The organism is Gemmatimonadota bacterium (assembly GCA_026702745.1).
In the GTDB taxonomy this organism is placed as follows: domain Bacteria; phylum JAAXHH01; class JAAXHH01; order JAAXHH01; family JAAXHH01; genus JAAXHH01.
Window position 1 is genome coordinate 1 of record JAPPBT010000006.1, and the last position, 12,431, is coordinate 12,431.

At 64.0% G+C, this 12,431-nt stretch carries 11 protein-coding genes; 10 read left to right on the forward strand and 1 reads right to left on the reverse strand.

Features of this window, described 5'->3' with window-relative positions:
* On the reverse strand, positions 1 to 620 hold a 620-nt coding region (locus OXH56_01195), incomplete at its 3' end, for a Gfo/Idh/MocA family oxidoreductase (protein ID MCY3553912.1).
* A gap of 196 nt (positions 621 to 816) precedes the next feature.
* Here OXH56_01195 and OXH56_01200 point away from each other — a divergent pair.
* From OXH56_01200 to OXH56_01245, 10 genes are all read left to right on the forward strand, one after another.
* A complete protein-coding gene (locus OXH56_01200; GenBank protein ID MCY3553913.1) occupies positions 817 to 1,683 on the forward strand; it encodes an SMR family transporter in 867 nt (288 codons plus the stop codon).
* A 161-nt stretch (positions 1,684 to 1,844) separates the two neighbouring features.
* Complete coding sequence (locus tag OXH56_01205; protein MCY3553914.1) at positions 1,845 to 3,257, forward strand: DUF839 domain-containing protein; 1,413 nt, start codon at positions 1,845 to 1,847, stop codon at positions 3,255 to 3,257.
* Between the two features lie 55 nt (positions 3,258 to 3,312).
* Positions 3,313 to 4,095 (forward strand): aldolase/citrate lyase family protein, encoded by a 783-nt coding sequence (locus tag OXH56_01210; protein ID MCY3553915.1) that lies wholly within the window; start codon positions 3,313 to 3,315, stop codon positions 4,093 to 4,095.
* A gap of 51 nt (positions 4,096 to 4,146) precedes the next feature.
* On the forward strand, positions 4,147 to 5,232 hold the full coding sequence (locus OXH56_01215) for an Ldh family oxidoreductase (GenBank protein MCY3553916.1): 1,086 nt from the start codon (positions 4,147 to 4,149) through the stop codon (positions 5,230 to 5,232).
* Positions 5,233 to 5,329: 97 nt separating this feature from the next.
* Positions 5,330 to 6,193, forward strand: a complete 864-nt coding sequence (locus OXH56_01220; GenBank protein ID MCY3553917.1) for an aldolase/citrate lyase family protein — start codon at positions 5,330 to 5,332, stop codon at positions 6,191 to 6,193.
* A gap of 23 nt (positions 6,194 to 6,216) precedes the next feature.
* Positions 6,217 to 6,957, forward strand: coding sequence for a nucleoside 2-deoxyribosyltransferase (locus tag OXH56_01225; protein ID MCY3553918.1), 741 nt, complete (start codon positions 6,217 to 6,219; stop codon positions 6,955 to 6,957).
* Positions 6,958 to 7,060: 103 nt separating this feature from the next.
* Entirely contained in the window at positions 7,061 to 8,149 is a 1,089-nt protein-coding gene (locus tag OXH56_01230; GenBank protein ID MCY3553919.1) for an LLM class flavin-dependent oxidoreductase, read from the forward strand.
* Positions 8,150 to 8,310: 161 nt separating this feature from the next.
* Positions 8,311 to 9,375 carry an LLM class flavin-dependent oxidoreductase gene (locus OXH56_01235; GenBank protein MCY3553920.1) on the forward strand — a complete coding sequence of 355 codons (1,065 nt, stop codon included), beginning with the start codon at positions 8,311 to 8,313 and terminating at the stop codon, positions 9,373 to 9,375.
* A gap of 35 nt (positions 9,376 to 9,410) precedes the next feature.
* Complete coding sequence (locus OXH56_01240; protein ID MCY3553921.1) at positions 9,411 to 10,217, forward strand: creatininase family protein; 807 nt, start codon at positions 9,411 to 9,413, stop codon at positions 10,215 to 10,217.
* Between the two features lie 157 nt (positions 10,218 to 10,374).
* Entirely contained in the window at positions 10,375 to 12,423 is a 2,049-nt protein-coding gene (locus OXH56_01245) for a SpoIIE family protein phosphatase (GenBank protein ID MCY3553922.1), read from the forward strand.
* Positions 12,424 to 12,431: the final 8 nt, after the last annotated feature.

Genomic DNA, 12,431 nt, shown 5'->3' on the forward strand with positions numbered 1-12,431 from the left:
AACTGCCCGAACGTGGCGTCCACTTGCCTCGGCTCACCCATGAACGTCACCATGATGTCGACCAGGTGACCGGCCATTTCGAAATAAAGGGAACCCTTGTACCGGTCGAGCTCCTCTACCAGTCGGGCGTGGTACCCCATGGGTTTCGGGATGTGCCCCCTGAAGTAGAAGGGTTCGCCGAGCGCGCCGGCCCTGCAGAGCCGGATCATTTCGGCGATCGCCGGGTTGTACCGCCACATGTAGGCCATCTGCAGGTGCAGTTTCTTGCGCCGCGCCGTGTCGTGCAGCCGCTCGAGCCGAGCCATGTCGACACCCGCCGGCTTCTCGAGCAGCACGTGCTTGTCCGCCGCGAGTGCCCGTTCGGCGTAGTTCAGGTTCTCCGAGACCCGCCCCTCGCAGATGATCGCTTCCGCATCGCTGTCCAACGCCTGCTCGATCGATTCGAAGGCGGAGATGTCGGGAAGGTCAGATGACCAGTCTCCCAGCTTCGTGTTCCGGATCGCGGGATCCGGCTCGTAGGCGCCGACGAGTTGGAATTCGTCCGGCCGGCTCGCGGCGTCGCGGATGTGCATGACGGTGTGACTGTGCCACAGGCCCAGGTACGCGAATTTCAGAGGCATGGGGGTTCCTTTCGGTGGTCGGAAGGAATGGGTGCGGCGCTGTACGGAAAACCGGAAACCGACACCGCTGCCCTTCGCAAAAGGGGATGCATGCAAAAGACAGATTCTGGAACAAAAAGTTAGCCGTGCCCCTTGTGCCTGTCAAGCCACCATAAAACCGTTGACAGGCGGGTTTGCCGGTTCAACTTACCCGTCCATGCCCACTGACCTCTTCGTCTTCGTCCTGCTGTCCGCCGTCCTGCACGCCACGTGGAATTTCGTCGCCCGGCGCAGCTCTGGGAATCTCACCATATTCTGGTGGTCCCTCTGGATCAGCTGCCTGTTCCTTCTGCCCTTCGTGGCGATCGTGGCATCCGGAATGGGTCCCGCGGGATTCACGGCCATGCTGGAAGCCGGATGGTTCTACGTGCTCGCCACGGGCATCATTCATACCTTCTACTTCCTGTTCCTGGCCCGGGCGTACGAACACGGAGAGATCTCCCTGGTCTACCCCATCGCCCGGGGATCGGGCATCGGACTCACGGGATTCCTCGGATGGCTGTTGCTGGGTGAAGAACTGACGCCGATGGGGGTGGCCGGCATCGGCCTGATCTGCTTCGGTATTCTGTTGATGGGCGTATCGGTCTTCCGACACACGAGGGCCGTCAACCGCGGGTTCGTATCCGCCCTGGTTGTGGGCGCCACGATCGTGAGCTACTCCCTCGTCGACAAGGTGGGCGTGAGTATCGTCCATCCCGTCGTATACATCTTCGGCATGTTTTTTTTGAGCGCCGTATTTGCCACGCCCTTCGTCGCGGTCCGCCACCTGGGGATCCGGTGGCGCGGATTCGCGGAGACCTGGAAGCCCGCGGCGCTGATCGGCATCGGATCCACGGCCGCCTACCTGATGATCCTCTTCGCCATGACCGTGGGGCAGGTGGGCTATATCGTCGCGTTGCGGGAATTCGCCGTGGTGCTCGGCGCGGTGCTGGGGTTCGTCTTTCTCAAGGAGCGCGTCACCGCGCTGAAGGTGGGTTCGGTGCTCATGATCGTCGCCGGACTCGTCTTCATCAAATTCGGTTGAAGCAGGATGCGAATTACCTCGTAACGCACCTTGCTTTTGTGGGTTGGTATGACTACATTGCCTGACGATTCCTATCGTGATCCGACCCGTTCACACGCTTCGCTGCTGTCGCTTGATAATCGTCGCCTCCGCAGGATGATCAATAAAGGAGATCCGCGAAAGTGTCCCGTCTGAACCGACGTTCCTTCATTCGAAACACCGCCATATCCGTTGGCGCGCTGACCGTCGGCGGCACGGCGCTGCAGGGCCTGATTGCCCGGCGCGCCCGGGCCATGTCCGACGGGTACGCCCACCTTGTCGCGCCTCGCGGAGAAGGGGGATACGGACCCCTTTCTCCCGTGCCCTCGCAAAATACGGGGGAGACCATGCTTGAACTGCCGCAGGGATTCTCCTATACGGTCTTCGGGAAGAAGGGCGGCCTCATGTCGGACGGCCATCCCACGCCGGCCGCCCACGACGGCATGGCCGCCTTCGCCGCGGGCGGGATGGTCCGGCTCCTGCGGAACCACGAGATCAACACGGGCAAACCGGTGGAAGCTATCGGCAACCGGGACGCGGCCTACGATCCCACGGCCCCCGGCGGCGTCACCACGCTGATCGTCGATCCCACAACGCGCGAACTGGTCCGCGATTTCGTCAGCGTGGGCGGGACGCTTCACAACTGCGCCGGCGGTCCCACGCCGTGGGGGTCCTGGATCACCTGTGAAGAGACCACCATGGGTACGGACCGGATCTTCAGTGCGCGTTGGCTCCAGTACCTGGGCGGGTACGACAAGGATCACGGGTACTGCTTCGAAGTGCCGGCCGATGCCGAGGAGAGCGTAGCGGGCGAACCCCTGACCGGGATGGGAAGGTTTGTCCACGAGGCCATCGCCGTCGATCCGGCAACCGGCATCGTGTACGAGACCGAAGACAACAATCCGAGCGGGTTCTTCCAGTATATCCCCGATCACCCCGGCGAGCTTGCCCGGGGAGGGCGCCTGCGCATGCTCGCGGTCAAGGATCAACCCGGATATGATACGCGCGATGGCCAGACCATGGGCACCTCCTTGCCCGTGACCTGGGTGGAGATCGAAGACCCCGATCCCGCCGGGGCCGGTCTGGACGAGCACATGGTATACCAGGAGGGAGCCGACAAGGGCGGTGCCGCCTTCGACCGCCTGGAGGGTTGCTGGCACGGCAACGGCCGCATATTCTTCACGGCGACTACCGGGGGCGACGAAGGACTCGGACAGGTGTGGGAATACAGCCCCGAAAGCGACGATGAAGGCGTGCTGACGCTCCTGTTCGAATCGCCCGACGCTTCGCTCATGGCCGCGCCGGACAACGTCTGCGTGAGTCCCCGCGGCGGCCTGATCGTGTGCGAGGACTACCGGAACGGGATACAGCACATCCGGGGCCTGACGAAGGACGGCCGCGTGTTCGACGTGGCTCGTGACGTGGCCGGCATCGCCTACCGGGGCGAATTCGCCGGAGCGACCTTCAGCCCGGACGGCGAGACGCTCTTCGTCAACATGCAGCGGCCCGGACTGACCTACGCCATCTGGGGCCCCTGGCAGAAAGGCGCGGTCTAGGGACCCGCAAGCGACTCCGACAGCCCGATCTTGATCCATATCCGTGGAGCAGCGGTTGTTTTCAAATGAAATCAGGGCGTTCCGGGAACGCCTCGCCGCCGGGCAACTCTGTCTTGGTCCCGCCGTGACCTTCACCGATCCGGCCGTGACCGAGGCCCTGTGCGATTCGGCCGACTTCATCTGGATCGACACCGAGCACATGGCGATGAACCCCGAGTCGGTCACGAGACACCTCATGGCCGCACGGGCGGGAGGCACTGCCGCGTTGGTCCGCGTGCCGTCGAGCGCCATCGGGCACGTCAAGCCCATCCTGGACGCCGGTGCGCCCGGGATTGTCGTGCCGCAGGTCCGCTCCGCCGCCGAAGTGCGGAGCGTGGTTGACGCCTGTCGATACCCGCCTGCGGGAGACCGGGGCTTCGGGCCGCACCGTCCGTCCAATTACGGAAGGGCCTTTTCGGATATAGATTCGTTCGTGGACGACATGAACCGGGACCTCTTCGTCTCGGTCCAGATCGAGCACGTCGAGGCCTACCGTGAACTGGAGGACATCGCGGCCATACCCGGCCTGGACAGTCTGGTCATCGGGCCCGTGGACCTCAGCGGGTCCATCAATACACTGGGGCGCCTCGAAAACGACGAGGTCGTGGCCGCCATGGAACGCATCATCGACGTAGGGCACGAAGCGGGCCTCTCCATCGGCATGGGCATGGGATCGCAGTACGCCTTCGGCCGACGCTGGAGCAGCCGGGGCGTCGACTGGATTCAGGTCGACTGCGACTACAGCTACCTGATCAGCGGTTTCGAACGGACCGCCGCCGGGATTCGCGGCGACGGCTAGACCTCCTTCAGAATGGTAAAAACCAGCACCGAAGCGAACCAGGCAAACTCCGTGAACGACCTCTACGTACTGAGGACGCCGCCCGAACCGCTCGCGGACTTCTGTATCTCGGCGATGGCCGCGGCGGGACTCTCGAAGGCGGACGCCCGACTGACGGCGGATGTCGTGGTCCGCACCGACATGCGCGGGATCTTCACCCACGGCACGGTCGCACTCAGGCGTTACGTGCAGTTGATGCGCGACGGCGGCATCGACGTGGGCGCGGTGCCGGAAACCACGGACGACGGACCCGCATGGGCGCGGATCGACGCACACCGGGCCGTGGGCATGGTAGCCTCGCACCACGGTATGACTGTGGCCATGGACAAGGCCGCAAGCTGTGGGATCGGCATGGCCACGGTACGCCGGAGCAACCACTTCGGAGCGGCATCGGCCTACACGGTCATGGCGGTGGAAAATGCGGACCGGCCCATGATCGGCGTCGCCATGAGCAATACCGACGTGGTCATGAACATTCCGGGAGGACGCGGCGCGGCCATCGGAAACAATCCACTCTCCTACGCCGTTCCGGCCCGGTCCCAGCCGCCCATCGTGCTGGACATCGCCATGAGCACGGTGGCGGGGGGCAAGGTGGCCTCGTACCAGGCCCGGGGCGAACCGCTTCCGGAGGGATGGCTCACCGACGCGGAGGGCCTGCCCACGACGGATCCCGGCGTGTTCACCGTCACCGGCGCCCTGACGCCTTTCAGTGCGCACAAGGGCTACGGCCTGGCATTGCTGGTGGAATCCCTGTCCGGGGTGCTGGCCGGCGCGGGGGTCACGACGGACATCCTGTCCTGGTCCAAAGTCTCGGACGATACCTGCGACGAGGGACACACCTTCATGGCCATCGACGTGGGCGCCATGATGCCGCTGGACGAATACTACGACCGCATTGACGAACTCATCCGCCGCATGCGGGAAGCGCCGAAGGCCGCAGGGGTGGAACGTACCTACGTACCCGGGGAAATGGAACTCGACAGCGAAGCAGTTTCCCGGCGCGAGGGCGTTCCGCTCACGCGAATGGCGGCGGAGAACCTCAAGGGTCTGGCCGAAGATACGGACCTGATGGACCGGCTGCCCTTCGACTGGACGTGAAGTAGCGGACGCGGCTGGCCGCAGCGGTCACGGCCCGCCAGTCACCAGACTGCCGGTCTCGGTGACACACCAGCCTTTAAGTACACGGGAGCAGGAAATGCCCAACGTAAACCGAGCCGTCGAACTGCTCAGGCGGGGCCAGCCCATTTACTATGGCGGCGCCGGCGAACTGAGCTACGAAAAGGGCGTCGAAGCCTCCGGGAGATGGGAGGACTACCTCGTCGTCGAAATGGAGCACGGCCTCTTCGACCTGCCGAGTCTCAAGGCCTTCATGGCCGGCCTGGTGGACGGCGGTCCCGCGCCTACCGGACACCTGACGCCCTGCATCATCGTCACGCTGCCCACGAACGGGACCAGCGAGGCCGTCATGCGGGCGAACGCCTGGATGGTCAAGCAGCTTCTGGCACTGGGCGTCCACGGGCTCCTGCTGTGTCACGCGGAGACACCGGGCGCCGTGCGCGCCTTCGTGGAAGCGGCCCGCTACCCCTTCCAGACCCGGGGCGTGGGCGCAGGCCTCGAAGTGGGCCAGCGCGGCTCGGGCGGCCAGGGCTTCGCCGCGCGCACCTGGGGACTCCCCGTGCAGGAATACGTACAGCGGGCTGACGTCTGGCCTGTGAACCCGGATGGAGAGCTGATGCTTGGCCTCAAGATCGAGAACCGGCGTGCCCTGGCCAACGTGGACGAGAGCCTAGCCGTGCCCGGCATCGCCTTCGCGGAGTGGGGCCCGGGCGACATGGGCATGTCCTTCGGGTATCCGGACGGTCACGATCCGCCCTACCCGCCGGAGATGATCGCCGCGCGGACCGCGGTGCTGAAGGCCTGCAAGGCCAACGGTGTCGCCTTCCTGGACGGGGCTACACCCGAAAACGTGACCGACCGAATCGACGAGGGCGTGATGGTCTCGGGCTGCGGTCTGGAGGCCGCCGAAATCGGTAAAAAACACACGGGACGCGATTCGTAGGACCTTTCGGACTGCGGCAGCGCATGACGACCTACACCGTATACTTCGCCGGCGACCTCTTCGACCACAAACACCTCGCCGGAAACGAGCTCCTCGCCGGGGCCATCGATCGCCGGTCCGGGGGGCGTTACGCCTGCGTGGTGCCCCAGGACCTCGAACAGGCCACGGGCCGAATGGTCGACATACGAAATCAGGACCTCATGCAGGTCATGGCCTGCGACCTGGGCCTGTTCAACTTCGACGGGACGGACCTGGACTCGGGCACGGTGGTGGAGTTCATGATGGCCAAGATGCTCGACATCCCGTCCGTCCTCCTGAGATCGGATTTCCGGGCGTCGGGCGACCAGGAACGGGAAGGCGACGACTGGAACCTGATGTGCTCCTTCTACCCCCGGTCTAAGAAAGTCCAGTTCAACGCCATGGCGTGGTACCAGGAGGCGCGCCGGGGCGGCAGCCCAGACGGCGGCCCGGGGGACGATGCACCGGCGACGCGCAGGGACGACGGCCAGGGGCACGGCAGTCCGGGGGAAGGCACACCGGCGGCCGGCTGGTCCGACCGGCTCTACGACCGGATGGCGGACGCCGTCATCGAAGCGCTGGACGCGGTACGGGCCGAACCCTCCGCCTTCGGCGGCGACGAAGCGCGGATCAACGCCGTCTATGCATGGGCGGCGCGGTTTCCGGGCAGCGGGTTCGACACCCTGTGCGAAGCCGGATTCGTGGAGAAAACCATAGAGGAAAAACTCCGCAAAAGGCTGTTGTAACCACTGCGGACATGCGCGGCAGTCAGGGACTGCTGAAGCCCGGGTATCGATATCAAGCCGCAACCAGGCCGAACCGGAATCCAATAAGAAAAGGGAGCGCGAAATGATCGACTATGGCATGTTCCTCATGCCGGTGCACGACCCGGCCAAGCCGCCGGGACAGTGTTACGACGAAGACATGGAACTGCTGGTGCGATCGGAGGAGCTTGGTTTCAGCGAATTCTGGGTCGGCGAGCACCACTCATCGAGCTACGAGAACATCGTCATGCCCGAGATTTTCATCGGCAAGGCCCTGGGGCTTACCAGCCGCATGCGGCTCGGTGCCGCGCCCGTGTGCCTGCCCTACCACCATCCCGCCCACGTGGCCGGCCGCCTGGCCTTCCTCGATCATCTCTCCCACGGCAGGCTGAACATCTGCTTCGGTCCCGGCGCGATTCCGACCGACCTGGAGATGTTCGGGATCCGGCCCGAGGACTCCGGCGCCATGGTGGGCGAGGCGATCCAGATGATCATGACGCTATGGACCACCGATCCCCCGTACGATATAAACGGGCGGTTCTGGCAGGTGCACGTGGGCCGGGAAGTCCGGGAGGACCTGGGGGTGGGCGTTTACCTCAAACCCCTGCAGAAACCCCACCCGCCCCTGTCCGTGCCCGTGATCATGCGGGATTCGGCCGGGACCCGCATCGCGGGCCAGAAAGGCTATTCTCCCTTCAGCCACCACATGGTCGCCTCGAACGTGCTGGCGAACCACTGGGAGACCTACGCAAGCGGCGCGCAAACCGCCGGACAGGAACCGGACCGGCGCAAGTGGAAGATCTCCCGCAACATCTTCGTGGCGGAGACGACGAAGGAAGCCCGCGAAAGGGCGCGGAACAATTCCCTGGGCAAGTGCCTGGAATACATCATGAAGCTCACGGACCTGGGACCGGGGCGGGCATTCTGGAAGCGGGACCTGGACATGCCGGACTCCGAATGCACCCTGGACTACATGATGGACGAGCAGGTCATCGCCGGCGATCCCGATGAGTGCGTGCGGCAGCTGCACCGCATGATGGAGGAGACGGGCGAATTCGGCACGTTCATCATGACCGCCCACGACTGGGACGACCGGGAGGCCTGGATCAACAGCCTGGAACTGTTCGCGAAAGAAGTCATGCCGAGGTTCAACCGGTCGCTGGGTTACGCCTGAGTTTACCTGGCGGTTTTTGGCAGGCATGTGCGCGGGCTGAGTGTTTACCACGGGTTGTGTATTTTGCGGGTGAAGGGTATACCGCGAGCGAAGCATTGACCGGCGGCTAGTGTATACAATGTAGATACAACGGGGATCAATACCACACTTCGGAGTCCAATATGAACTACGGCATGTTCATCATGCCCTTCCACGATCCGGTGAAGCCGGCGGCGCAATGCCACGACGAGGACCTTGAACTCATCGTGCGCTGCGAGGAACTGGGATTCACCGAGTTCTGGATCGGCGAGCACCATACCATGAAGTACGAGCACATCGTCCTGCCCGAGGCCTTCATCGGAAAGGCCCTGGCCATGACCCACTCCATCCGGCTCGGCACCGCGCCCACTTGCCTGCCCTATCACCATCCAGCCCACGTGGCCAGCCGGCTGGCCTTCATGGACCAGCTTTCCCACGGTCGGCTCAACCTGTGCTTCGGCCCGGGCAGCGTGACCTCCGACCTGGAACTTTACAAGATCGATCCGAAACTCAACAGCGCCATGGCCGTCGAATCGGCCGAGATGATCCTGCAGATCTGGAGCCAGGATCCGCCCTATCATCTGAAGGGCCGCTTCTGGGAGATCGACCTCGAAGAAAACGTGGATCACGACACGCTGATCGGGTATATCCACAAGCCGCTGCAGCAACCCCATCCCCCCATCTGCGCCCCTGGGATGAGCATGAACTCTTCCACCATGAAGCTGGCGGGAGAAAAGGGCTGGTTTCCCATCAGCGCCAACATTTCCACGAGTAATGTCGTCGCCGACAACTGGCGGGTGTACGAACAGGCGGCCCTGGGCGCCGGACGGACGCCCGACCGGAAGGACTGGCGCATCTGCCGCAGCATCTTCCTGGCCGACAGCAAGGAAGATGCGGCGGCGAAAGTACGCAACAATTCCCTGGGACGGGGCTTCGAATACCTCGGCGGCCTCTTCGACCAGGGTCTGGGGCGGAAGATGCTGAAGCGGGACCCGGACATGCCCGACGCGGAGTGCAACCTGGACTACCTGATGACGGAACAGATCATCCACGGCGACGTGGACGAGGTGGTCCGGCGGCTGGACCTGATGCGGGAGGAGACCGGCGATTTCGGCACGCTGATCCTCATGGGGTACGACTGGGACGACAAGGAATCCTGGCTTCGCAGCATGGACCTCTTCGTCCACGAAGTCATGCCGCGCATGTAAACTGAGCGCTTCGCCACACCGTCTAAGGAGCACAGATGAAGGGTCCACGCCTGCCCTACCGCTACGATCACTACACCTGGGTCGAACTGAAGGAGAAGGTCGAGGACCAGCCTGCCGTCATCCTGCCCGTCGGGTCCACGGAGGACCACGGCTACCACATGCCCCTGGACGTGGACACCTTCCTGGTGAGCAGCGTGTGCGAAGGCGCCGCGAAGCTCATCCCGGACGAAGTGCTGATCCTGCCGGCCCTGCCCTATGGGTTCGAGGACCACCACATGGACTTCCCGGGGACGATCACGGTGCGGGACGACCACCTGCAGGACTTTGTTGTGGACATCACCCGGAGCGTGGCCCACCACGGTTTCCGCAAGATACTCATCGTCAACGGCCACGGTTCCAACGCCACTATCCTGGAGACGGCCTCGCGACGGACGGTCATCGAGACGGACGCCCACTGCGGGACGCTCAACTGGTGGAGCGTAGCCCAGTCGAAACTCTGGGAAATCGGCGACTCCGAGCTCCAGTCCCACGCCGACGAGATCGAGACCTCGGTCTACCGCTACCTCAACGACGACGCGATCCAGATGGACAAGGCGGTGCGCGAGGTGAAGATCCCCGTGTCGAAGTACTACTGGCGCGGCTGGATCCGCGGCAAGGGCGCTTCGCCCCTGCGCATGATGGACCAGTGGTCCCGGATCTCCGATTCCGGCGTCATCGGCGACGCCACCGTCGCCACCGTGGAGAAGGGCGAGGAACTCTACCGCGCGGCCTCGGAGGAACTGGCCGGCTTGATCCGTGAATTTCGCGCACTGCCCATCGAGCCCCGGGTGGACCGGCACTGACGACTTTCCGTTGGTTCGGCCGGCCGGGCTGTCCGCGCCGGCCCGGCTGTCCGGGCCGACCGGGCTGTCCGGGCTGTCCCGGCCGACCGACGCTCGGCGACCCGCTGCGGCAATGTGCATGGGCGCCCGCCGAACCAACCCCCTGGAGTACCTTCACATGAAGCGCGCCGCACGCACAGCTGCACGCAAGGCCGCACGATTCGGGTCCGCCATCCTCCGGGCGCTGACGCGGCTGGCCCCGGATACCTGGACGAAGCGCTGCATCTATGCGGGACTGGTCATGGCGGCCGGGGTCTTCCTGGTCCTGGGCACCTGGCAGGGTGTGGTCACCTGGCTCGGTTGGCCCGCGATCGCCCTGCTGGCCGCCGGCATTTTCTACTACACGTGGAAGGTCTTTTCGTGGCTGCGGGACCATCTGCTGTGGAAAGTCCGAAATCGCATTATCGTCGTTTTCCTCTTCGCCGGCATCGCTCCCCTGTGTATCGCTACTTCGATCAGCATACTCGTCGGATGGCTCTGGATCGGCACCCTGGGCACCAACCTGGTCACCCGCCATATCGAAGAAACCGTCGACCGGCTCGATCACATACCGGTCGATATGCAGCTGGCCCTGCTGAGGACGGCTTCGGAAGACAGACCGCCTTACGCCGGGATCGTGGACGAGATCTTGCGGGATAATCCGGACCTTACCGGCCTGTCGATCAGCGTATTCGAGGATGGCCGTCCGGTACTTGCATCGCTCCCATTCGATACACCCGAACCCCACCCGGACTGGCTGCTCCGGGAAGACCACTTCGCCGACGTAGTCTACGACAGCCTGTCCGACGGCCTCTCCGCGCTGTCCTTTCGCGCCGGCACCACGATCGAGTTCCGCGGACGGAACCTGTACGTCCTCTCCTACAAGCCGCTGGGGGAGGAATACCGGACGAAGATCTGGGAAGATCTCGGCACGCAGGTCGCGTTTCGGTCGGGACCGGGCGATTTCGAAGACGTCACCGTCTATGAGTCTGCACCTTCGGAAGTGGAAAGGTCCCGGTTGCCGCTCTGGGGGGAGCTTCATGTACCCTGGGCCGCCTCGTTCGCCGTCCGGTCCTGGAATTCAGGGGCGCAGACCATGGCGATACTGGGCCTGGATCTCGATCCGGCACACATTTTCGAAGCGACCGTCACCGGCGACATGCTGCTGTCCGGTTTTCCTCCACTGTTTGTCGTCGTCATCGTCCTGTGTTCGGTATTCGTCTGCTTCGAGCTGATCTCCTTCATGATCGGGCTGCTCATCTCGCGGCGGATTACCACGGCGGTGCACGGGCTGTACGAGGGCACGGAAGCCATCCGCGCCGGCAGGACGGACTTCCGCGTGGAAGAAAAGGCGCGGGATCAGCTGGGCGAACTCGGCCGCTCCTTCAACACCATGGCGCATAGCATCGAGATGCTGATGAATGAAGAAAGAGAAAAGGAGCGTATCGAAACGGAACTTTCCATGGCACGGGAGGTGCAGGCCCGTTTCATACCCAACATGCCGCCGCAGCGGGGTCCCCTCGAACTGGCCGGCGCCTGGATCCCCGCCCGCACAGTCAGCGGAGACTACTACGACTTCATCGAACACCGGGATCGAGTGCTGGATATCGTGGTCGGCGACATCTCGGGCAAGGGCATATCGGCGGCGCTCATGATGGCCGGTCTGCAGGCGTCGCTGCGGTCCCAGGCGCTGGACCCCGCGCTGGAAGGAAGCCCGGACCGGTTGTCCAGGCTGATGTCCCGCCTCAACGTCTACCTGTGCCACAGCACGGCGCCGGAACGCTTCGCCACCGTATTCATCTGCTCGTACCACATGGAGACGGCCCGGCTCAATTACTGCTGCGCCGGGCACAATCCCCCACTTCTCTTGCGCAACGGCAGCGACGATGTCTCGTTGCTCGAAAGCGGCGGTTACCCCATCGGGTTGTTTCCGGAAGCGGAATACGAAGATTCCTCCGTCATTGTCGATCCGGGGGATCTCTTCGCGGTCTATACCGACGGCATTACGGATGCGCTCAACCGAGAGGACGAGGACTTCGGGGAAGCCCGCCTTCGCGGGGTCCTTTCGCGTAACCGCGACCGGTCCAGCGAGGAGATCCTGGAGCGGATCCTCGCCTCCGTCCGCGACTTCTCCCTCGGCGTGGAACAGTTCGACGACCAGACCGCCGTCATCGGCCGGGTGCGCTAAAGCGGTCG